A 20,499-nucleotide genomic window follows, 5' to 3' on the forward strand; every position below is an offset into this window, starting at 1 on the left:
TCGCGCCCTTAATTTCAAAGTAGCATTCCTTATGATCAACAAGCTAATACTCTTACTGTTTATTATTATTGGGTTGTGCGCTTGTCAATCAACCCCCAATTCAACTGCGCTAGATAAGACAGTGGCGCAGTATATAGAGGTGTTTCAAAAACGTCAGGACTTTGAGCAGCTCTTGTCATTTTATGCACCTGATGCGCAACTTGAAGATATGCTGTACGGACATTCAGCAGTTGGGAGCCAAGCCATAGCTAAATTTTATGACTGGCCAAATAACAAACTCACGGTATTAGACGGTAAGCCACTTTTTTCAGTGGATCAACAAGTAGTTGATAGCCAAAAAAAAGTAGCTGTTTTTTCTGGGGTGTTTCATCGCTTTTTGTATTTTGGCAATGAGTTAGGACCTTGGCGGTTTTTGATTAAGTTGCAGTTTAATGAGCAAGGGGAAATTATTTATCAACAAGACTGGATAAATTACACGCCTCGTTCCTTAATTAAAGAGAGCAAAAATCTGAATGTGCCAGTGCAAGCTGACGATTAATAAGGAAAATACATGAAAATTTCTGTTGAGATCAGTAAATATCCTCTACACCAAGATTATATTCCCTTCATCAAAGACTTTATTGAACGATTAAATCAGCACTCGGAACTGAAAGTTGTAACGAACTGTATGTCAACCCAAGTATTTGGCGAGTATGATGTCGTTATGCCTTTGTTGCAAACACATATGAAGCAGTCTTTCGAAGCGTATGGGAAAATCGTGTTTGTGTGTAAATTTATATGTGGTGACTTGTCAGCCTAATGCCAGACTCATTTACAGTATTTTTAAATGCGCTGCTCACATCTTCTTATTGGGAGTATACGGCAGTGTTGCTGGGCTTTATGTATGTGGTGTTAGCCGTGCGAGAAAGCCTATGGTGCTGGTATGCAGGGTTTGTAAGTTCTATCATGTATGCGGCTATGTATTGGCATGGAAATATATTAGTAGAAGCAATACTGAACCTCTATTATATGCTTATGGCGGTGATAGGCTGGTGGGTCTGGCGGCAGGGAACTAATAATTCTCCGTTACCAATAATATCTTGGCCAGTGAGAATACACCTGTTTATCATTATATTAACGTCTTTATTTGCCATATCGCTCAGCACGCTAATACAAGAACTTTCAAATGATATTAGCTTGAGCTATATAGAGAGTTTTACACTGTGTTTTGCCGTTGTAATAACTTATTTGGTAGTAAGAAAAGTACTTGAAAACTGGCTATATTGGATTGTTATTAACATGGCACCCATGTATCTATATTTTATGAAAGGATATTACCCAACCTTGGCTTTGGCACTGCTTCTTACCTTAATCTCTTGCGTCGGTTATAAACGTTGGTACGAGCGTTATGAGCTTAAACAAGGTAAAACACTTGCAGAACTGTAGCTTGAATAGCAAAGCTATGCACGAGTATTTTAGTGCATTAATGCCAAATGTGACCGTCTTTAAACTAGGCCCTTTGGGGAAAGGCCTAAGTAATGATAACTTTTTAATCGAGTCATCTATAGGTCCTCTACTTTTGAAACGTTATAGAGACAACTTTCCCATCGCAGCTTTAAAGTCTCAGCGCCAATTAGCCCACAATTATGAAGTGACAGCGAATGTGCACACTTGGAGTGAAGCAATGCGCATCGCAGTCTTCGAGTTTTTGCCTGGTGTTGACTCCCCAACAAAATTGACGAAAGACTTACTGCAAGGCGTATTAACAGTGCATCAATTTGTGCCTTCATTTGAATCTAATTACTTAGACATTATTCCACAGCTTAAATGCTTGGAGAAAAGCTTAGTTGGTGATGTAAAGAAGGCATTGGCATGGAGTATTACGACGCTTGAAAAACAACCAAAAAACCTTGCCTTTTGCCATAATGACCTTGTTCTAGAAAACCTAATTACAAGTAAGCACAGGATAAAAATAATCGATTTTGAATACTGTGCTTATAATGACATTTTTTTTGATTTGGCTGCTTTGTGTTGTAGTTTTGACCTAACGACTACTCAAAGTCGTAACATGCTAGCGCTTTACTACGACTTGCAACAACAACAGCCACCTAAAAATGCCGACATTAAGCTCACCGCGTATCGGTGCGGATATTTACTTTTAAGTATTCAATGGTATGAACAAAGAGGTTATGTTGAGCTGGCAAATCCCTTGCTGCGTCAATTAGATCAATGTGTGGCTCAGATCCCACCTAGTCGTTGAGCTAGCTCTTTATATTTTTCAACATCTGACTTATCGAATATAGGGTGCCCTTGAGGGTCTTGGTCTTTTGCCACGAGTAGGTTTTCTCTTGCAAGTCGTTTTACACGTTCAACTTTAACGCCCAAAAATTCAGCAACTTGCTCAGTGGTCATAGGGGTCATAAATAAAATCCTCTTGATGTATAAAATTGCAATGACGCTTTGTTGTATAAATGGTGCGACAGTTGCGTTGCCATTATTGATTACAGAGCCCAATCTAAACATCTGTATCTATAAGCATAGTTAAATATCGTGTTTTTTGTGTCTTGTATAGTGTTTTTTTAAATTTTAGATTGTTTATTAATCATATAGCACACAAATACTAGTATTTATTTGGCTATGCCATTATCATTGTCGCGACTGATGCGCTCTCGTGGTGAAATGGATATCACGTAGCTCTCCGGAAGCTAAGTTGCAGGTTCGATCCCTGCCGAGAGCGCCAGTGTATTTGTGTTAAACATGTTTTAAAGCCAATTTTTTACCCTAAAGTAATAGCCAATTACACCCGTCAATAAACACAGCGCAATCACAAATAGTGCAAATGCATAAGGCGATTCTGTTCCTGGTATGCCGCCGATATTGACACCCAATAAACCAGTTAAAAACCCTAACGGTAAGAAGAGTGCGGCAACGACCGACATAACATACATGCGCTGGTTTAGTTGTTCACTGAGCTGATTGGATAAGCTATGTTGGATAACTTGCGCTCGTTCAATGGCTGACTCTAGCTCTTCCACGTAACGGCTTAAAGCATTATCCGCTTCGTTTATTTTGTGTGCTGTTACATCATCCAACCACGGGAGTTGGCATTCTAGTAGTTCACTAATAGCCACTTTTTGTGGTTTTAAATAACGTTTTAAAGCGATAGTTTGTCTGCGAGTGGTTGATAAAACCGTTGCGTCTATTTGGCCTTCGTGGTTATCTAGAATGTCTTCGAATATATCCAGTTGTTCATCGATTTGATAGATAACATCTTGCATTCTGGCAGTAAGCCTTTGAACCAAAGCACTCAAAAGCTCAGCTATATTCTTAGGGCCTTTGCCAATTTTTAGAGCGTTATGTATATCTTGTGCAGACATAAGTTGACGTTTTCTACAGGTGATTAGTGTATGTTCGTTTACAAAGCAGCGAATAGAGACCATATCTTCTGGACTTTGCTGTGGGTTCAAATTAACCCCTCTTAAAAATAGCAATAGGCCATTCTCAGCTTGTGTGACACGAGGCCGAGTTTCACCAGTTGTCATGGCTTGCCATTCCCATTCTTGTAAAAATGATTGGCTTTTTAACCATTCAATCGTTTCGTTTGAACTATAATCAAAATGCAGCCAAACAGGGGTTTTTTGTGACTGCAACTGGGTGATATCTGAGAGTTCATTGAGGGGAATTGCGCCACCTGAACCATCTAATTGTAATGCATGGACTAAACCTGAATTCATCATACTTTCCTTTTCTTATCTAGTTATCATGTTTGTACAAAACTATTGATACTTCAATGTAATTTGCTAATTGTTTGGATAAATATTATTTGCTGTTATATGCTGAAAATTGCTGTATAAGACAGTTTTTTAAGGAGCGAGTATGTCTGACATGATAAATGTTGGTTGGCGTGAATGGTTATCTTTACCTGAACTTGGAATAGCTCGAATAAAAGCAAAGATTGATACCGGCGCACGCACTTCTTGTTTGCATGCATTTCGCGTTGAGCAGTTTGACAAGCAAGGCCAAGCGTGGGTGAGGTTTTGGATGCATCCAGAGCAAGAGCGCACTGATCTAGAAGTGTATTGTGAAGCTCCAATAAAAGATGAAAGGCAAGTTACGGACTCTGGAGGTCATAAAGAAATGCGCTATGTTATAGAGAGTAACTTAGTTATTGCAGGACAGAACTGGCCAATTGAATTAACACTCACGAACCGCGACAACATGAAATTTAGAATGTTATTAGGACGAACGGCGATGGCCGGACGTATTGTTGTTGACCCAAGCGCTTCGTATTTAACTAAAGAAACGGAATTACAATGAAGATTGCGATTTTATCACGTAACAAACAACTTTATTCAACACGCCGCCTAATAGAAGCAGCTAAGCATCGTGGTCATGATATTTTGGTACTAGATGCGCTGCGTTGTTATATGAATATTAACTCTGAAGAGCCTGAAATTCATTTTAAAGGTGACAAAATCACTGAGGTGGATGCGGTTATCCCTCGAATTGGTTCGTCGGTGACTTTTTACGGTTGTTCTGTGCTTCGTCAATTTGAAATGATGGGGGTGTACCCATTGAATGAATCTGTGGCAATTACACGCTCAAGAGATAAATTAAGGTCGCTACAGTTATTATCGCGCAAAGGCGTTGGTATGCCTATTACTGGATTTGCCAGTAAACCTGACGATGTTAAAGACTTACTAGAAATGGTTGGTGGTACACCTGTTGTGATTAAATTGCTAGAGGGCACTCAGGGAATTGGCGTGGTACTAGCTGAAACCCGCAAAGCAGCCGAAAGCGTAATTGAAGCATTTATGGGCCTCAAAGCGAATATCATGGTGCAAGAATATATCAAAGAAGCGGGTGGTGCGGATATTCGTTGCTTTGTTATTGGTGATAAAGTAATTGCCGCGATGAAACGTCAAGCACAAGAAGGTGAATTTCGCTCTAACTTGCACCGAGGAGGCAGTGCCAGTTTAGTACGTATTACGCCTGAAGAGCGTAAAACTGCTGTAGCTGCCGCAAAAGCCATGGGCTTGAATGTGGCGGGCGTGGACTTACTTCGTTCAAGCCGTGGGCCATTGGTGATGGAAGTTAACTCGTCTCCTGGTTTAGAGGGTATTGAAAAAGCAACAGGCAAAGACATTGCTGGCATGATTATTGAGTTTATTGAAAAAAATGCCGCATCTAAGAGGACTGCAACGCGTGGCAAAGGCTAAAATTAATAGACCTTTCACTTTATTGGAAACATCTATCGGTGTGGGTGAGAGAAAAACGCTGTCGCTTGAGATAGCTAAATTATATACCCACACGCCACTGACCATCCCGATAGAAGTCGTGAATGGCTTGGAAGCTGGACCGGTTGTATTAGTCTGTGCAGCCATTCATGGGGATGAACTCAATGGTGTTGAGGTGGTTCGACAATTACTTGCAAAAGTGGATGTGCAAGATTTAAAAGGCACACTCATTGCGGTACCTGTAGTGAATGTATTTGGTTTTGTACAAAAGTCGCGTTACTTGCCCGATAGACGAGATCTCAACCGTTGTTTCCCAGGTTCTGAGCGTGGCTCGCTTGGTGCTCGGATGGCGCATATGTTTTTTTCTCAAGTAGCAAGTTTATGTACGCATATTATTGATTTACATACGGGGGCAATTCATCGTTCCAACTTGCCACAAGTACGCGCTGATTTGTCGTGCCCTGCAACTGCAGAGATTGCGCATGCCTTTGGCACGCCAGTGGTCATTGATGCTACCTTACGTAATGGCTCGCTTAGAAGTGAAGCGAGTAGTCGTAATATCCCTGTTATTACTTATGAAGCTGGAGAAGCCTTACGGTTTGACCCTGTTGCGATTGCTGGTGGCTTGCAGGGCGTTGAAAATGTACTGAGAAAGCTAAGAATGCTCAAAGGACGCCGCCGTAAAAAAAGCCCTGATGCAGTGATTGCAGCATCAACTAGCTGGGTAAGGGCAGAAGTCGACGGTATTGTGCGCGCTCAGGTAAACCTCGGAGAGAGGGTTATAAAGGGGCAAGTATTGGCGTACATAGATAACCCGTTAGGCAATAACGAGCTTGCCTTGTTAGCTCCACGTAGTGGTATAGTCATTGGCCAGCAAACGATGCCATTAGTAAATGAAGGTGATGCGGTGTTCCATCTTGCTTACTTTGCGCATGCAAATAGCTTAGTAGAACAACAGGTGGAGTCATTTATTGATGAGCTAAGTGACGGTAACGAAACCAATGGCAACGTGATACTCAATAACTAGGGGGTGTTGAACCTTTCAGGCTGCACTGTTGAGGCTTTTTTCGTTATCACCTGACTTATAACAATAACGATGCAATGCAGGTTCTACCTTGGCAAAATACCGGAATGACTGCTGAAAAAATACATAGTAACGATCAACATGTCCTAACCTAATTCATAAAAAGTATATGCTTGTAAATGATTAGTTTGTATAGCGGCTTTTCTGAAGTTGAATTGAAAGCTCGCAATACAGACTATAATAATTAGGATGTTATTTTTTGGGACCTAAAACGCGTTTAGCGGCCGGTGATTTAGGTTTACTTGGCTCTTGATTAAGCACTAAAACAGGTCGCGTAACAAATAGGTTATTTGGATAAATAACACGATGGCCGTCAAGGTTTTTTAGCACCACATTCATCAGCCCCATCTCAATAATACAACCTTCAACATGGTTAGCACCATCAACGATTCTTACCCAGTTACCAACACGGCAGTAGTTTTGTATAAACATTAATAAGAAAGAAGTGAGATTACTCAGTAAAGACCAACCGGCAAATAACGCCACGCCAAGCATAGCAAAAAGAGAAGAGCCCAGTACCAATAAGCCTCTTAACTCAATACCCCAAAATACGAGTAGCAAACACACCAGCACCATAGCGGTTATCATTTTGAGCAGTAACTCAGCCCTAAGTTGACGATGAGGATCGATTTTGCCTTGCGTTATTTTTTCCAAAAGACGCCGACTGAACTTTAAAATAACTGGAAAGAGCAATAATACAAAAATAGTGACGATTAAACGGTATTGCTCGCCCAAAAAGGTCATAAGATAAGACAAAATTGTGTGTTCTCTGAGTTGAAATATTATAGCTATATCATATCGCTAGGGAGGATTGGTTAAAAGCGATTCTTAACGGTAAATAGCCACTGTACACCGTCTATATTTCCTGGCGCGTTTATTGGTGCGGCTACATCTAAATGCAGCACTAAGCCTGCGTTAGCACGACTTGGAGCAAGACGTAGACCCATACCTATGTTTTTAAGATAATTTGGGTCGCTATTAACTAAACTGTTCCCCCTAACTCGGCCAATGTCAAAAAAGACCGCGCCACCGACTTTAAATAACTGCAGCAAATCATACTCCCAATAGTAGCGTTTCTCTAAGTTGACTAAGACACTCTTACTACCGTGTTGATACTTAATAGGAAAACCTCGTAAACCTGTTTCTCCCCCCAGCGTTAATTGCACATCCTCCGTTAGGTTTTTGGCAAACCGCAGCTGTACTTTCGTATACCAAGATTGGTATACGCTGGTGTTTAAGTAATATTCAAAAGTCGCTTGCGAAATCATATTACGGGCAGTATTTTGCTCACTGTTCCATTGACCATTGAGCGCTAATTCGGTTCGCCACAAGCTTCTATCTGAGGTGTAATGTGCTTTTTCTAACGAGAGTTGGTAGATAAAGTGACTCTCATCGTTGCTCAATTGCTTGTCGGAATAGCCAATCAAGGCTTTGATGTTCCATCCTAAATTGAGGTCTTCTGTACGATATATTGAGTCAAAATTTCGCACTTTAATAAAATTGTCTTCAAACCAATGTGCTTGTAGATAGGGGTAAGAAAGCCTTCGGTCCTCAGCAAGCGGTAATTGAGTCGCCGTTGTCGCGGTAAAGGAGTCTTCATGATTACGAAAACCAAGGCTCAAACGCTGTGTCCAGCTATTGTGTAGCGAAGTGGCTGCGCCAAAATAGATATCAGAGACTTTACTCGTATGGTCATACTCAGAGACGACTTCACCTGCTTGGTATAAAGATTCAGTACGTTGATTATGAAAATCTGATATCCCATAACTGTAAGGAGTATCGGTCGAGAAAAAAGGATATTGAATACCGAAGTAATGGCGTTTTCCATCACTGTTGTCCGCGTACTCAATACGGCCTCGATAACGGGTTGATAAAATATGAGGGTCGTCATAGATAAATAAGTATCCAGAGCGGTCTTTATCGCTGGTATGGGCAAGCGATAACCGTTTCCCCCAGCCAAACAAATTACTTTCTCTAAAACCGATTCTGGATGAGTTTTCGCCACCGCTACGACTGAAACTAAGTTCGGGCAGTAGCGTCCAAAGGTCGCGTGTTACAACGCTCACTTCTATATTGCCATCGCAATCCTCTTCGGCAAATACTCTGGCATCATATAGAAAGTTTTGGCTACGTAGCAAGCGTTCCGATTCGACTAGCTTTTTTTGTGAATAATCATCCCCTTCTTGAAACAGTAATATACTGCGTAGTACCTCGGGCTTAGTTGTAATATGAGCACGGTTAGCAAAACGAAATAATGCGTTGTTTTCTTCTGGGATGCTGGTGTCGAATACGTTGAGTTGATGAAAGCTGATGGTTTTTATTTTTTTTCGGTCGCCGTCTTCAGGAAGTATTATCGCTTTATCTAATTGCCTATTTAGGTCGCTGTTAAGCGCCTCAAAAGGTCTTTGATTTGCGCAGCTCTCGGTTAGGTCTTTAAATTCACTAGACAGCACTGACATGCTCATGAAGAAGCTGAAAATGATGAGAATTGGATTGCATTTTAGTGCCTTCATTCACAGCTCCTGAAGAATTATCTAGTCATATTAATTTGTTACTATAGTTAACCTGTTATCTTTAAGTCTATTTCATTATTAAGAATTTGATAGGAATAATTGCTGTAAATTGCCTAATTGGGCTTCGGCATCATAACCTTCTGGGGAAACCCAGATACTTTCGCTGTAGTGCTCAAAGTTTAGGTTAAAGTTGTGTTCAGCGTAGCAAAAGCGCAGTTGATGGCGGTCAGCACCTTGAGCATACTCTAATATTTTTACTTCCTCTGGGTAGTGCAAAAATATCTTCCCCCAGAGCTCAAATTCGTCAGCTTCAGGTAGGTACTTTGGGGTAATAATGAGTACTTGGTGCTCAAGATCAAGTTCGATGTTGCTCATGACATATCTCTTAGTAATTAGCTGGCAGCTAGGTAGTTACGTATCAACTGCATAAAAGGTGCGCCATATTTGCTGAGTTTGGTAAATCCTACACCGGAAATTTTCAAAAATTCGCTGTCGTTAGTTGGCATCAGCTGTGCCATTTCAGCCAACGTTTTATCATTGAATACCACATAAGGTGGGACATCATCTTCATCAGCTAGCTCTTTTCGCAAGCTGCGCAGTTTCGCAAACAGCTTTTTATCATAGTTAAACTGGGCTAGTTTATCTTGATAAACGTGTTTGGCTTGCAGTCTTGGCTCTGCAAGTTGCAAAGCATACTCGCCTTTTAACACAGCGCGTGCCGCTTCGGTTAAACGTAAGCTGGCTCCTTGAGTAATGTCTTGGGTGAGCAAGCCATGATGGATTAGCTGTCTGAGTACACTGAGCCAATATTCATTGCTGTGCTCTTTACCAATGCCATAGGTGCTAAGGGTGTGATGCTGATTATCTCTAATGCGACTGGTATTTGCGCCGCGCAATACATCGACGATATACCCTAAGCCAAATCTTTGCTCTGCACGATATACGCATGATAAGGCTTGTTGTGCCACAAGTGTACCATCAAAACGTTTCGGTGGATTGAGGCAAATATCACAGTTGCCACATGGCTCTCGTTGATACTCACTAAAATAGTTGAGTAAGATTTGTCGGCGACATGTTTGGGCTTCTGCAAAACTGGCCATGGCATTAAAACGTTGCTCTTCGACTCGGCGTCTGTGCTCATCTTCAATATCTTCAAAAAAACGCTTTACGCGACCAATATCAGCAGGATCGAAATACATAATGGCTTCCGCTGCAAGCCCATCTCGACCAGCACGTCCGGTCTCTTGATAATACGCTTCAATACTTTTGGGAATATCGTAGTGCAGCACAAAACGAACGTTAGATTTGTTGATACCCATACCAAATGCGACCGTTGCCACCACGATATGGATATCGTCTCTGGCAAACGCGGTTTGTACAAATTGGCGTTGTTCGTTGCTCATTCCTGCATGGTAGGCAGCGGCATTGAACCCTGCGTCAGCTAATTTTTGCGCGATGTCGTCTACGCGTTTTCTGCTGGTACAGTAAATGATGCCACTTTGGCCTTTTTGCGTTCTTAAATAACGCATTAATTGTGATAAAGGCTTAAATTTTTCTTCAATGGTGTAGCGAATGTTGGGTCTATCGAAGCTGCCAGTGTGGATATAGGGTTGATTAAGGCCCAACTGTTGCACAATATCTCTGCGCGTAGCGGTATCAGCTGTTGCAGTGAGTGCCATCATTGGCACCGTTGGAAAATGTTGTTTGAGTTCGCTTAAGCGGCAGTAGTGGGGTCTAAAATCATGCCCCCAATGCGATACACAGTGCGCTTCGTCGATGGCGAACAAACTGATGTTTAACTGTTTTAAGCGTTCTTTAAACTCATACTGAAGCACTTTCTCTGGTGCAACATACAGTAGCTTTATATCGTTGGCATGTAGGCGCTGATAGATATTGTGTTGCTGTTCATAAGTGAGACTGTTATTAACAAATTCAGCTTTTATTTCTAACGCTTGCAATTGTGCTACTTGATCTTGCATCAACGAAATTAGCGGAGATATAACCACGGTTAACCCGGGGAAAGTCAGTGCTGGGATTTGATAACAAAGCGATTTCCCACCACCGGTAGGTAGCAACACTAAGGCGTCTTGTGACCCCAACACGGCATTAATCACCGCATTTTGGCCATCACGAAACTCACTGTAGCCAAAAATGTCTTTGAGCACAGTGTAAGTATGAGTTTGATCAGTTTGCAGCACTTGGTTTTCCATCGCCGAGCATTCTAGAGGTTTTTCATTCGATTGTCTGTAACTTTTAGTGCTTGCAAAATACCCAAGTTAAGCATAAGTTTTACTGGTCAGATGAGTTTTAGGGGTTAGTATGGATAGAGCATTGTTAATCAGTCAAGTGGGCAATATTTTTGTAGAGAAAATGCCATTTAATCGCTTTCTAGGCATTTCTATCAAAGAATTAAATGCTGAAAGTGCGCGTATAGAATTACCATGGCAAGATGAATTTATTGGTAATCCCACACAAAAAATTCTTCATGGTGGTGTTATTTCTGCGGTGCTTGACAATGTAGGCGGCATGCTCGCCGCAGCTTCAATTATTCATAAACTACCTGATGAAGCGCTCAACAGTGTACCTGCCAAATTAGCTACTTTGGGAACCATCGATATTCGTACAGACTTTTTACGCCCAGGAAGAGGTGAATACTTCATTGCTAGTGCAACTCTAATACGCTCAGGTAATAAAGTATGCGTATGCCGAATGGAGTTGCACAACCAGGAGGGCGTGCAAATCGCGTTCGGAACTGGGACATACTTGGTCGGGTAAATGTCAGTTTTCAGTATATTCAATCATAATAAGAAAATACTGGTGATTAAGGTATTTAACCAGAGATTTGGATAAGAAATAGGTTAATTCATTGTTTTTAAATAAAATGATTAACTTTTATTCTCATCTAGCCTGTAAGTTTTAGGGATAAAAAAGCGAACTTACGTATTAATAGCGGGCTATTAGAAGTGGATTCAACACAGTTAGCGTTAAAACTAGCTGCTAGAGAGATATTAGTTATCCGAAGCTCAGGTTACTTAGTTTACGTCATTAATTTAACAAACCGATTACGTCAATTTGACGAATAACTGTAAAGAAAGCAGGTATAATGCTGCCTCTAAATTGAAGGGGGTGGTATGGGCCAAGAAAACGCAGAACAAAAAGGCTATCTTTTTGCTTCGTTGGCTTTTTTGATGTGGGGCTTAGCGCCTATTTACTTTAAGCAAATAGACTTTATTGATGCCATGGAGATCCTCGTGCATCGAGTCATTTGGTCGGTTGTATTTATTGCCGTCATTGTTGGACTTTTAAAGCAGTGGCATAAAGTACAGCATATTATAAAAAAGCCAAAACTACTGTTAATGCTATGCATTAGCGCTTGCTTACTAGGTTTTAATTGGGGATTGTTCATTTGGGCTGTCAATAATGAGCACATGCTTGATACTAGTTTGGGATATTACATAAACCCGCTGCTGAATGTTCTACTGGGGATGATTTTTTTAGCTGAGCGGTTAAGAAAGTGGCAACTTGTTGCGGTTGGCTTTGCCGTTGTGGGTGTGGTAATTCAAGTGGTGAGTTTTGGCTCTTTTCCTGTTATCGCATTTGCTTTGGCAAGCTCTTTTTCGGTGTATGGTTTAATTCGAAAAAAGGTACCAGTAGAGTCCTTGCCGGGGCTGCTGCTTGAAGCTGTCATTCTATTGCCATTAGCCCTCGCGTATTGGTATTTTTCTGCGCCAACAGCGACATCAGACTTTAGCGAAAATAGCGTGCTAATCAATACTCTGCTGATCAGTGCAGGGGTTGTGACCACATTGCCACTATTGTGTTTTACTGCTGCGGCTAAACGGATCCCATATTCTACTTTAGGGTTTTTCCAGTATATCGGACCAAGTCTTATGTTTGTTTTAGCCGTTGTTTTCTATGGCGAAGAATTTAGCTCGCAACGTGTGGTCACATTTGCTTTTATTTGGAGTGCGTTAGCATTATTTAGTTGGGATTCCTACCAATTCTCTAGAAAGGTTCGAAAACAACAAAATTAACAGCGTGATGGCTTTGGCAAAAGAGTTAGAGGATGACTCTGTTTCTACCTAACTCTTTTGCTTCATATAGTTTGTTATCAGCTTCTTTTAATAACTCGTCTATCTTTGGTTCTTGCATTGATACAAATCCAGCAGAGACAGTAAATGGTATATTATGCGTTGTAAATGAAGCGCTATTGAGTTCTATATATTTGCGAAATAGCTCTAGTTGTTTTGTGTTTTCTTGCTCACTATTGTCATTAAAGTAAACAACAAACTCTTCTCCACCTAGCCTTGCTAATAGTTGTTCAGGAAAAAACTTATCAAATGCTTGAGCCAGCGCAACCAGTACATCGTCACCGGCATCATGACCGTAATTATCATTAATATGCTTAAAGTGATCGATGTCTATCATGGCGACTTGGCTAGCTTGATTGTTGACAGTGCGTATTCTTTGGTATTTTTTGGCGTGTTCGAAAAAATATCTACGATTGGGAAGCTTGGTTAAATAGTCGGTATTTGCTTGTAATCTTATGGTGGCGATTTGGTCTAGCATATCGACGTTTAAACTCAGTCGACAATAAAACTCTTCTGGATTAAATGGTTTTCGTAAGTAATCATTCGCTCCGCTTTTTAGAAAGCGTGCTGATAAGTGCGGAGAGTCTGAACCAGATACACCTATAATGACTTTATCTTCATTGCTGTACAAGCGACGAATTTCTGCACATAACTCGTCGCCTTTCATTCTTGGCATTTCATTATCGGCGATAATGACCGAGATATCAGGGTGTTGCTGTAATACTTCGAGTGCTTCTACACCGTCTTTAGCCTCTAGCACTTGATACTTATGCCGATAAAGTAAGCTACAAATATATAACCTTGCATGACGAGAATCTTCGACCACCAAAACTTTTACCATCTCATTGCGAGGTAAGCGGGTAAGTTGCTTTTTTAAATAGTGATAGGCTTGCTTATTTTCTTTAGTGATGTAATCAATGATGGCATATTTATCGACTATTTCCCTAGTCCGTTTATCAATATTACCAGTCATTACGATGGTTGGGATCTCCGCATTTACCGTAACGGGAATAGCTTCACCTAGGGGAGCATCGGGTAGAATAAAATCAACAACTGCGCAAAAATAATGATGCTCACTCATTAATGCCTGTGCTTGCGCCAATGACGATGCAATATCGGCTTCATAACCACAAGATATCGCAATGTGTTTTTGTACTTTTGCGATGGTCGGCGTATCTTCTATGATAAGTACTCTACGGGTCACTAAGCTGGCCTTGTTATATTTTTGTGCACATTTAAGTTGTAAACTGATCAACTCTAAAATGCAATAAATGTTAATCAGTTAGTATGCCAAGTTTAGTATAAAATTAAGGCTAAAAATAGTCTGTTTAGTCGTTGTAGGCGCATAGCGTAAAGTGGGGTGCGCCGAGCAGGCGCACCTGATGGGATTACACTTCGTCGTCAGCGCTATATGCTGGAGTATACGAGTCTGGTACTGATTTTGAGCGGCCAAACAATGTGTGAAACTTTGTTTTGCAGGTTGTGAGCTTTAAATATTTAGCCCAAGCACGCTCAATGACATTGCTTGGCGGGAGCTGTCCTTCCATGACATTAACAAATTGTAGTTGAAAACTATTTTGTGGTTCGCAGTCTTTGTTGTATAAGCTTTTTAGTAGTACACCGTGTTGTTCAAGAGCCTGAGCTTCGGCGAGCGTAAAGTGTCCGCTGCGGCTAAAGCCTCTTGGAAAATTGGCATCGTCATAAAAAGCGCGAGGGCTTACAAAAGCATTGCGTAAATTCGCTAGGTTCTGATCCATAACTCAATCCTCACATTGATATTGGGTGGAGTATGGATCAGGATTCGAATTTTTTTAAACAAGTTTTTTTTATCGTAAGGAACAAAAGTGGACATAGATCTATTAAAAACTTTTGTCGAAGTAGTTAAGACGCGCCATTTCGGTCGCGCAGCAGAAAATTTATATATAACTCAATCGGCTGTGAGCTTTCGAATTCGCCAGCTAGAGCAATCTTTGGGCGTCAATTTATTCATTCGCCAACGTAATAATATCCAACTTACCGCGCCAGGTGAAAGGTTATTGCCCCATGCAACTATGATTTTAACTGGTATGCAGCGCGCGAAAGTGGATGTTGCTCTTGCCAATAACATGCATAAACAGCTGTCGTTATCTGGTACCCCGAATATTTGGGATGCGTTTTTACAATTTGGTATCAACAATATTGTCGCCGCAATGCCGGGGGTTTCACTTGTGGCGGAAGTTAAAGCACAACAAGAAAGTACCCGCCTACTATTAGAAAGAACATTGGATTTAGCTGTTTTATTCGACCCCCCTAAAGTAGACGAGCTGGTAGTCAAACCAATTAGAGACTTGGCAATTATTCCCGTAAGTACGTTTGAGTGTGAAGATGCGTTGGCGTTTTTTAATAATCAATATGTTTATGTTGATTGGGGGACTGCATTCTCTTTATGGCATGCTAAGCAGTTTTCAGGTAGTACGCCGCCTTATTTTAGAACCAGTACAGGCCGAATTGCACTTGATTTAATTATGCAATGTGGTGGTAGTGCTTTTATTCCTCAAGCGTTGGCACAAGATATGATAGAACAGAAAAAACTCTTTCATATTGATTGTGTTGACCAAGTTTCTAGAGAAATATTCATTGCATACCATAAAGATAATGAACAAAAGGAACAGATTGAGACAATCACAAAATTACTCGAATCACTGAAATAATGTCATTTATATATCTTTTTTATGACATGTTTTCTTTTTAGGTAATATCTGTAACTCCTTGTAGTAAGGTTGATATTTTTATTTGTTTCCAAAAAATTTCATTTTTAAGACTGTTTTTTTACTTAATTTCGCGTGGTGTAATATTTTTGTCATTTAGCGCTGGCACACTGCGCATGTTCAAAAATTAACGTGTTGCGATATTGAGGAAATACACATGAAACTGACTAATTCTGCACTTTTGCTCTCTGTTTTGAGTGCTTTGTCATTAAATGCCTACGCTGATGTATCAGTGTACGGTAAAGCGAACGTTTCACTGCAATCAAGTGATGACGGTGAAGGGTCTGCAACAGAGATCAAAAGCAATGCGTCTCGCTTGGGCTTCAAAGGCGCACAGAAGTTGGAAGGTGGTTTAGACGTTATCTATAAGTTAGAGTTTCAAGTGGACTTATCTGACGCTGATTCAAAGAACGGAAAAGACAACATCACTGCACGTAACCAATATGTTGGTGTAAAAGGCAGCTTTGGTGAAGTAGTGATTGGTCGTAATGATACCGCGTTTAAACAGTCGCAAGGCAAGCTTGACTTATTTAATGACCTAGAAGGTGATATTAAAAACCTTTTCAAAGGTGAAAACCGTTTAGGCAACTCTATTTCATATAAATCAGCAAGTTTTAACGGTTTCAAAGTATTAGGCACTTATATCGCTGAAGATAAGAAAGATGGCGAAAACGGTTTTTCAACTGCATTAATATATGGTGATAGTGGTTTGAAAAAATCTTCTATTTACGCAGCTGTTGCCGTTGATAGTGAAGTAAATGGCCGTGACGCAGTGCGTTTTGCGGTGCAAGGTAAAGTGGCTGACTTTAAACTGGGTGCTATGTATCAAACTCAAGAGAAAGTTGATGGTTCTGAAGAAGCAGATGGCTACATGCTAAACGCGGCATACAGTTTCGGTGCCAACACGTTAAAAGCACAATATCAAGTACTAGACTTTGATCAAGGTGACAAGCTAGACGGTGTATCGGTTGGTATCGATCATAAGTTGAATAAAGTAACTAAGCTATATGGTTTTTACTCAACGTTTGATGGTGATAACCAAGTTGAGCGTGATTACCTAGGTTTAGGTATTGAATACAAATTCTAATTAAATAGCAGACTCCCAGCAAAAAGGCTCACATTGTGAGCCTTTTTTCGTTGTGTATCTTGGGTCAACTTTGGCCAGTTAGGCGCAAATATTTCTCAGCTAAAGTATCTAAGTCTTCTTTATGATTCGGATCTGGCTTGATGCAGTCAATCGGGCAAACACTGACACATGTTGGCGTATCATAATGGCCAACACATTCAGTGCATTTATCTGGGTCAATCTCATATATCTTTTCACCAAAATAAATGGCCTGATTAGGGCATTCAGGATCGCACATATCACAATTGATACACTTAGAGTTGATCATCAAGGCCATGGTTAGGCCTTTTTGAACGGATTACGTGTATCTTGGTTGTTGTCTAAATTACGCATAAGTATGGCGTGATCTAAGTTGATGTCTTCAGGCAGTGGGATCTTAACAATGTGACCTGAGCCTTTGGCATCATCAATACGCTCACCTTTTTTGTTTTCCATATGCTCAAGATTAAACGAGATGTTTCCTTGTGGTGTCATAAGTTCAAGGCTGTGACCGGTACAGAATTTGTTTTTAACATCAATTTCAACAAGACCATTGTCGTGGCGACCAAGCACTTCACCCACAAACTGCTGCTTGTCTGACACCGAGTGGCCATATTCATAGTTTTGATAGTCTTGATGTGTATGGCGCTTTAAAAAGCCTTCGGTATAGCCACGATGCGCTAGGTTTTCCAACGTATGCATTAGGTTAGGATCAAATGGTTTACCCGCAACAGCATCATTAATGGCTTTGCGATAAACCTGTGCGGTACGTGCGACATAGTAAAAAGATTTGGTTCGCCCCTCAATTTTTAAGCTATGGACGCCCATTTTGGTCAGCTGATCAACATACTGCACAGCACGTAAGTCTTTAGAGTTCATGATGTATGTGCCATGCTCATCTTCAAAAGCTGGCATATACTCTCCGGGGCGACCTTGCTCTTCAAGCATAAATACTTCTGATGTTGGCTGGCCTTCACCGAGTGTTGGGATCACAGCCTTAGGGTCGATTTTATGAACCACATCACCCGTGTCGGTTTCTTTTGCTGGTTTTACGTCATATTCCCAGCGACAAGCATTGGTGCAAGTGCCTTGGTTGGGATCGCGTTTATTGATGTAACCAGACAATAAACAGCGGCCTGAATAGGCCATACATAAAGCGCCATGAACAAATACTTCTAGCTCAGTTTGCGGGCATAACTGGCGAATTTCAGCGATCTCTTCTAGTGACAGTTCTCGGGATAAGATCACGCGCTCTATACCTTGTTTGGCCCAAAACTGCACACTAGCGTAGTTCACTGCGTTGGCCTGTACGGATAAATGAATTGGCATGTCAGGCCATTTGTCACGTACTAGCATGATTAAACCTGGGTCTGACATGATCAATGCATCGGGTTGCATGGCGATAACGGGCTCAATATCACGTAAGTAAGTTTTTACTTTACTGTTGTGCGGTGCAATATTAGATACTACATAGAGCTTTTTGTTTTGTTGATGCGCTTCATTTATGCCTAATGCGAGGTTGTCTAAGTCAAACTCGTTGTTACGCACACGTAAGCTGTAACGTGGTTGACCGGCGTAAACTGCATCTGCGCCATACGCAAAAGCGTAACGCATATTCTTTAAACTACCCGCAGGTGAAAGGAGTTCTGGTACAAACATGATAAAAACCTCATACATCGAACTGGTTACAAGCCAGCTGTTGGGGTCAAAATTGACTCGAAATAAAAAAGCGGCGCAGTATAAATCAGCATCGAAAAAGCGCTTTTGATTTAGATCATGATTTGTTTTATTCAGAATTAAGTTTACTCACGCATGGACCTAACCACATTACAGGTAAATGTAGTAGGTTTTTGCAGCTAAAACGCGTATAATTCGCGCCCGTCAATAATCACAAACTATTTTGGAGCAAAAAAGATGGCTTTAGAGCGTACTTTTTCAATCATCAAGCCTGATGCGGTAGCTAAAAACCACATCGGTGCAATCTATAACCGTTTCGAATCAGCTGGTCTTAAGATCGTTGCTTCTAAAATGGTTCACCTTTCTCAAGAGAAAGCTGAAGGTTTCTACGCAGAGCACAAAGAGCGTCCTTTCTTCGGTGCTTTAGTTTCTTTCATGACTTCTGGTCCAGTTAAGGTTCAGGTTCTTGAAGGTGAAGATGCAGTTCGTAAGAACCGTGAAATCATGGGTGCTACTAACCCTGCTGAAGCACTAGCTGGTACTTTACGTGCTGACTACGCAGACAGCATCGATGAAAACGCAGTACACGGTTCAGATGCACCTGAGTCAGCTGCTCGCGAAATCGCTTACTTCTTCGCTGAAGAAGAGCTTTGCCCACGTACTCGTTAATTTCGAGTTTATGAGCAAATGAAAGAAGGGCTTTCGAGCCCTTTTTTTCGTATCGAATACTTCGTATCGAATACTTTGCTAAATGCTTATGCTGTTGAGCATTTAGCAAAACAATTCGCTAAGATTGTTATTGTTGCATGTTTTTTGTACAATGTGCGGCTGCCTTACTAATGTTATACCGTCACTTGAATTGAGGTTGTTTCATGGCCACTACAGAAAAAAAGATTAATTTGCTTGATTTAAACCGCGAGGGCATGCGAGAGCTATTTGCGTCGTTTGGCGAAAAGCCGTTTCGTGCTGATCAAGTAATGAAATGGATCTACCATTTCGGCGTGGATGACTTCGAGCAAATGAGTAACATTAATAAAAAGCTCAAAGCAAAGTTAGCGGCTGAATGCGAGGTTAGAGCGCCTGAAATCTCGGTCAAGCAAGTGGCCAGCGATGGCACTATAAAATACGCTTTGTTGCTTGATGGCGGGCAAGAAGTTGAAACCGTTTGGATCCCTGAAAAAGAGCGTGCGACGTTATGTGTGTCTTCTCAAGTGGGATGTGCGTTGGAGTGTACGTTCTGTTCTACTGCGCAACAAGGCTTTAACCGCAACTTAAAAGTGTCGGAGATCATTGGTCAAGTATGGCGTGTTGCAAAAGATATTGGTCTTCATGATGGCGATAGCACTAAGCGTCCTGTCACTAACGTGGTGATGATGGGGATGGGAGAGCCGTTGCTTAACCTTAACAACGTTGTGCCTGCAATGGAGTTAATGATGGACGATTGGGCGTTTGGCTTGTCGAAACGTCGCGTGACATTGAGTACTTCAGGGGTCGTACCTGCACTTGATATTCTGAAAGAAAAAATTGATGTTGCACTGGCGATTTCATTACACGCACCAAACAACGAATTGCGTGATGTACTAGTGCCAATTAACAAAAAGTACCCAATTGAAGAGTTTTTGGCTGCATGTCGTCGTTACATCGACGGTTCAAAAGCGAATAAAGATGTGACCATTGAATACGTGATGTTGCAGGGCGTAAACGACAGTACGGATCATGCTCATGAGTTGGTAAAAGTACTTAAAGGTACACCATCGAAAATTAACCTTATTCCGTTTAACCCATTCCCAGGTAATGAATATGGTCGCTCAAGTAATAGTCGTATAGATCGCTTCTCAAAAGTGTTACAAGCGGCAGGTTTAACCTGTATTGTGCGTCGTACTCGCGGGGATGATATTGATGCCGCATGTGGTCAATTAGTGGGTGATGTGGTAGACAGAACTAAGCGTTTGGCTAAAAAGCAGCAACGTGAAGATAATGCTATTGCTGTTAAGGTCAGTGCGAATTAATACACAAAGCAGTGTAAAAAAGCACCTGGCGATATTTTAAATAGGTCCTTATGATAA

General features: G+C 41.2%; 23 protein-coding genes and 1 tRNA gene. 14 read left to right on the forward strand and 10 right to left on the reverse strand.

Going from position 1 to position 20,499, the window contains the following annotated elements; all coding sequences use genetic code 11:
- Window positions 1–31 precede the first annotated feature (31 nt).
- Genes HG263_RS15750 through HG263_RS15765 form a run of 4 tightly spaced genes read left to right on the forward strand, consistent with a single transcriptional unit; the run spans window position 32 to window position 2,239 of the window.
- Window positions 32–538 carry a nuclear transport factor 2 family protein gene (locus HG263_RS15750; protein WP_171627047.1) on the forward strand — a complete coding sequence of 169 codons (507 nt, stop codon included), beginning with the start codon at window positions 32–34 and terminating at the stop codon, window positions 536–538.
- A gap of 12 nt (window positions 539–550) precedes the next feature.
- Entirely contained in the window at window positions 551–799 is a 249-nt protein-coding gene (locus HG263_RS15755) for a hypothetical protein (RefSeq protein ID WP_171627048.1), read from the forward strand.
- Complete coding sequence (gene pnuC, locus HG263_RS15760) at window positions 799–1,425, forward strand: nicotinamide riboside transporter PnuC (protein WP_171627049.1); 627 nt, start codon at window positions 799–801, stop codon at window positions 1,423–1,425. Before HG263_RS15755 ends, pnuC begins: the two co-directional genes overlap by 1 nt.
- Window positions 1,426–1,441: 16 nt before the next feature.
- Complete coding sequence (locus tag HG263_RS15765; RefSeq protein ID WP_171627050.1) at window positions 1,442–2,239, forward strand: phosphotransferase family protein; 798 nt, start codon at window positions 1,442–1,444, stop codon at window positions 2,237–2,239.
- Here HG263_RS15765 and HG263_RS15770 read toward each other — a convergent pair.
- Window positions 2,218–2,400 (reverse strand): helix-turn-helix domain-containing protein, encoded by a 183-nt coding sequence (locus HG263_RS15770; RefSeq protein WP_171627051.1) that lies wholly within the window; start codon window positions 2,398–2,400, stop codon window positions 2,218–2,220. The two genes, HG263_RS15765 and HG263_RS15770, sit on opposite strands and share 22 nt — an antisense overlap.
- A 244-nt stretch (window positions 2,401–2,644) precedes the next feature.
- On the opposite strand from HG263_RS15770, the gene HG263_RS15775 reads away from it, so the two are divergent.
- Window positions 2,645–2,719: transfer RNA gene (locus HG263_RS15775), tRNA-Arg, on the forward strand.
- A gap of 22 nt (window positions 2,720–2,741) precedes the next feature.
- On the opposite strand, the gene HG263_RS15780 is transcribed toward HG263_RS15775, so the two are convergent.
- Complete coding sequence (locus tag HG263_RS15780; RefSeq protein ID WP_171627201.1) at window positions 2,742–3,713, reverse strand: zinc transporter ZntB; 972 nt, start codon at window positions 3,711–3,713, stop codon at window positions 2,742–2,744.
- A gap of 142 nt (window positions 3,714–3,855) precedes the next feature.
- Between HG263_RS15780 and HG263_RS15785 the strand changes: the two genes are divergently transcribed.
- From HG263_RS15785 to HG263_RS15795, 3 genes are read left to right on the forward strand one after another with little or no spacing between them, the layout of a single operon-like run.
- Window positions 3,856–4,296 (forward strand): ATP-dependent zinc protease family protein, encoded by a 441-nt coding sequence (locus HG263_RS15785; protein ID WP_171627052.1) that lies wholly within the window; start codon window positions 3,856–3,858, stop codon window positions 4,294–4,296.
- Entirely contained in the window at window positions 4,293–5,198 is a 906-nt protein-coding gene (rimK, locus tag HG263_RS15790; RefSeq protein WP_171627053.1) for a 30S ribosomal protein S6--L-glutamate ligase, read from the forward strand. The genes HG263_RS15785 and rimK overlap by 4 nt, the downstream gene beginning before the upstream one ends.
- Complete coding sequence (locus tag HG263_RS15795; protein WP_171627054.1) at window positions 5,185–6,243, forward strand: succinylglutamate desuccinylase/aspartoacylase domain-containing protein; 1,059 nt, start codon at window positions 5,185–5,187, stop codon at window positions 6,241–6,243. The genes rimK and HG263_RS15795 overlap by 14 nt, the downstream gene beginning before the upstream one ends.
- Window positions 6,244–6,492: 249 nt before the next feature.
- Here HG263_RS15795 and HG263_RS15800 read toward each other — a convergent pair whose 3' ends face one another.
- From HG263_RS15800 to recQ, 4 genes are all read right to left on the reverse strand, one after another.
- Entirely contained in the window at window positions 6,493–7,044 is a 552-nt protein-coding gene (locus HG263_RS15800) for a mechanosensitive ion channel family protein (protein WP_171627202.1), read from the reverse strand.
- Window positions 7,045–7,115: 71 nt separating this feature from the next.
- Window positions 7,116–8,813 (reverse strand): BamA/TamA family outer membrane protein, encoded by a 1,698-nt coding sequence (locus HG263_RS15805; protein ID WP_246240001.1) that lies wholly within the window; start codon window positions 8,811–8,813, stop codon window positions 7,116–7,118.
- Between the two features lie 78 nt (window positions 8,814–8,891).
- Window positions 8,892–9,188 carry a DUF3630 family protein gene (locus HG263_RS15810; protein WP_171627055.1) on the reverse strand — a complete coding sequence of 99 codons (297 nt, stop codon included), beginning with the start codon at window positions 9,186–9,188 and terminating at the stop codon, window positions 8,892–8,894.
- A 17-nt stretch (window positions 9,189–9,205) separates the two neighbouring features.
- Complete coding sequence (recQ, locus tag HG263_RS15815) at window positions 9,206–11,023, reverse strand: DNA helicase RecQ (protein ID WP_171627056.1); 1,818 nt, start codon at window positions 11,021–11,023, stop codon at window positions 9,206–9,208.
- A gap of 109 nt (window positions 11,024–11,132) precedes the next feature.
- Between recQ and HG263_RS15820 the strand changes: the two genes are divergently transcribed.
- Both HG263_RS15820 and rarD read left to right on the forward strand, forming a co-directional pair.
- Window positions 11,133–11,588, forward strand: a complete 456-nt coding sequence (locus HG263_RS15820; RefSeq protein ID WP_171627057.1) for a thioesterase family protein — start codon at window positions 11,133–11,135, stop codon at window positions 11,586–11,588.
- 356 nt (window positions 11,589–11,944) lie between these two features.
- Window positions 11,945–12,847: an EamA family transporter RarD gene (rarD, locus tag HG263_RS15825; RefSeq protein WP_171627058.1), complete on the forward strand. Its 903-nt coding sequence runs from the start codon at window positions 11,945–11,947 to the stop codon at window positions 12,845–12,847.
- 25 nt (window positions 12,848–12,872) lie between these two features.
- Here the strand turns inward: rarD and HG263_RS15830 are convergent, their stop codons facing one another.
- Both HG263_RS15830 and HG263_RS15835 read right to left on the reverse strand, forming a co-directional pair.
- Window positions 12,873–14,108 carry a diguanylate cyclase domain-containing protein gene (locus tag HG263_RS15830; RefSeq protein WP_171627059.1) on the reverse strand — a complete coding sequence of 412 codons (1,236 nt, stop codon included), beginning with the start codon at window positions 14,106–14,108 and terminating at the stop codon, window positions 12,873–12,875.
- A gap of 184 nt (window positions 14,109–14,292) precedes the next feature.
- Window positions 14,293–14,661: a MaoP family protein gene (locus HG263_RS15835; RefSeq protein ID WP_171627060.1), complete on the reverse strand. Its 369-nt coding sequence runs from the start codon at window positions 14,659–14,661 to the stop codon at window positions 14,293–14,295.
- 87 nt (window positions 14,662–14,748) lie between these two features.
- On the opposite strand from HG263_RS15835, the gene HG263_RS15840 reads away from it, so the two are divergent.
- Together HG263_RS15840 and HG263_RS15845 are read left to right on the forward strand one after the other, a co-directional pair.
- Window positions 14,749–15,594 (forward strand): LysR family transcriptional regulator, encoded by an 846-nt coding sequence (locus HG263_RS15840; protein ID WP_171627061.1) that lies wholly within the window; start codon window positions 14,749–14,751, stop codon window positions 15,592–15,594.
- Window positions 15,595–15,808: 214 nt separating this feature from the next.
- Window positions 15,809–16,738, forward strand: coding sequence for a porin (locus tag HG263_RS15845; protein ID WP_171627062.1), 930 nt, complete (start codon window positions 15,809–15,811; stop codon window positions 16,736–16,738).
- Between the two features lie 64 nt (window positions 16,739–16,802).
- Here the strand turns inward: HG263_RS15845 and HG263_RS15850 are convergent, their stop codons facing one another.
- Together HG263_RS15850 and trhP are read right to left on the reverse strand one after the other, a co-directional pair.
- Window positions 16,803–17,054: a YfhL family 4Fe-4S dicluster ferredoxin gene (locus tag HG263_RS15850; protein WP_171627063.1), complete on the reverse strand. Its 252-nt coding sequence runs from the start codon at window positions 17,052–17,054 to the stop codon at window positions 16,803–16,805.
- A gap of 2 nt (window positions 17,055–17,056) precedes the next feature.
- Complete coding sequence (trhP, locus tag HG263_RS15855) at window positions 17,057–18,415, reverse strand: prephenate-dependent tRNA uridine(34) hydroxylase TrhP (RefSeq protein WP_171627064.1); 1,359 nt, start codon at window positions 18,413–18,415, stop codon at window positions 17,057–17,059.
- 255 nt (window positions 18,416–18,670) lie between these two features.
- Between trhP and ndk the strand changes: the two genes are divergently transcribed.
- Both ndk and rlmN read left to right on the forward strand, forming a co-directional pair.
- On the forward strand, window positions 18,671–19,102 hold the full coding sequence (gene ndk, locus HG263_RS15860) for a nucleoside-diphosphate kinase (RefSeq protein WP_171627065.1): 432 nt from the start codon (window positions 18,671–18,673) through the stop codon (window positions 19,100–19,102).
- A 203-nt stretch (window positions 19,103–19,305) separates the two neighbouring features.
- On the forward strand, window positions 19,306–20,442 hold the full coding sequence (rlmN, locus tag HG263_RS15865) for a dual-specificity RNA methyltransferase RlmN (RefSeq protein WP_171627066.1): 1,137 nt from the start codon (window positions 19,306–19,308) through the stop codon (window positions 20,440–20,442).
- The last annotated feature ends 57 nt before the right edge of the window (window positions 20,443–20,499 follow it).

The organism is Pseudoalteromonas caenipelagi, from assembly GCF_013140855.1.
Taxonomy (GTDB): Bacteria; Pseudomonadota; Gammaproteobacteria; order Enterobacterales; family Alteromonadaceae; genus Pseudoalteromonas; species Pseudoalteromonas caenipelagi.

Bases quoted from the DNA above. Each gene is read 5' to 3' on its own strand.
- HG263_RS15820 (WP_171627057.1), top strand. From the start codon at position 11,133: ATGGATAGAGCATTGTTAATCAGTCAAGTGGGCAATATTTTTGTAGAG.
- rarD (WP_171627058.1), top strand. From the start codon at position 11,945: ATGGGCCAAGAAAACGCAGAACAAAAAGGCTATCTTTTTGCTTCGTTG.
- HG263_RS15785 (WP_171627052.1), top strand. From the start codon at position 3,856: ATGTCTGACATGATAAATGTTGGTTGGCGTGAATGGTTATCTTTACCT.
- HG263_RS15835 (WP_171627060.1), bottom strand. From the start codon at position 14,661: ATGGATCAGAACCTAGCGAATTTACGCAATGCTTTTGTAAGCCCTCGC.
- rimK (WP_171627053.1), top strand. From the start codon at position 4,293: ATGAAGATTGCGATTTTATCACGTAACAAACAACTTTATTCAACACGC.
- HG263_RS15780 (WP_171627201.1), bottom strand. From the start codon at position 3,713: ATGAATTCAGGTTTAGTCCATGCATTACAATTAGATGGTTCAGGTGGC.
- HG263_RS15770 (WP_171627051.1), bottom strand. From the start codon at position 2,400: ATGACCCCTATGACCACTGAGCAAGTTGCTGAATTTTTGGGCGTTAAA.
- HG263_RS15750 (WP_171627047.1), top strand. From the start codon at position 32: ATGATCAACAAGCTAATACTCTTACTGTTTATTATTATTGGGTTGTGC.
- HG263_RS15850 (WP_171627063.1), bottom strand. From the start codon at position 17,054: ATGGCCTTGATGATCAACTCTAAGTGTATCAATTGTGATATGTGCGAT.
- HG263_RS15800 (WP_171627202.1), bottom strand. From the start codon at position 7,044: ATGACCTTTTTGGGCGAGCAATACCGTTTAATCGTCACTATTTTTGTA.
- recQ (WP_171627056.1), bottom strand. From the start codon at position 11,023: ATGGAAAACCAAGTGCTGCAAACTGATCAAACTCATACTTACACTGTG.
- pnuC (WP_171627049.1), top strand. From the start codon at position 799: ATGCCAGACTCATTTACAGTATTTTTAAATGCGCTGCTCACATCTTCT.
- ndk (WP_171627065.1), top strand. From the start codon at position 18,671: ATGGCTTTAGAGCGTACTTTTTCAATCATCAAGCCTGATGCGGTAGCT.
- HG263_RS15755 (WP_171627048.1), top strand. From the start codon at position 551: ATGAAAATTTCTGTTGAGATCAGTAAATATCCTCTACACCAAGATTAT.
- HG263_RS15805 (WP_246240001.1), bottom strand. From the start codon at position 8,813: ATGAAGGCACTAAAATGCAATCCAATTCTCATCATTTTCAGCTTCTTC.
- HG263_RS15845 (WP_171627062.1), top strand. From the start codon at position 15,809: ATGAAACTGACTAATTCTGCACTTTTGCTCTCTGTTTTGAGTGCTTTG.
- rlmN (WP_171627066.1), top strand. From the start codon at position 19,306: ATGGCCACTACAGAAAAAAAGATTAATTTGCTTGATTTAAACCGCGAG.
- HG263_RS15810 (WP_171627055.1), bottom strand. From the start codon at position 9,188: ATGAGCAACATCGAACTTGATCTTGAGCACCAAGTACTCATTATTACC.
- HG263_RS15765 (WP_171627050.1), top strand. From the start codon at position 1,442: ATGCACGAGTATTTTAGTGCATTAATGCCAAATGTGACCGTCTTTAAA.
- trhP (WP_171627064.1), bottom strand. From the start codon at position 18,415: ATGTTTGTACCAGAACTCCTTTCACCTGCGGGTAGTTTAAAGAATATG.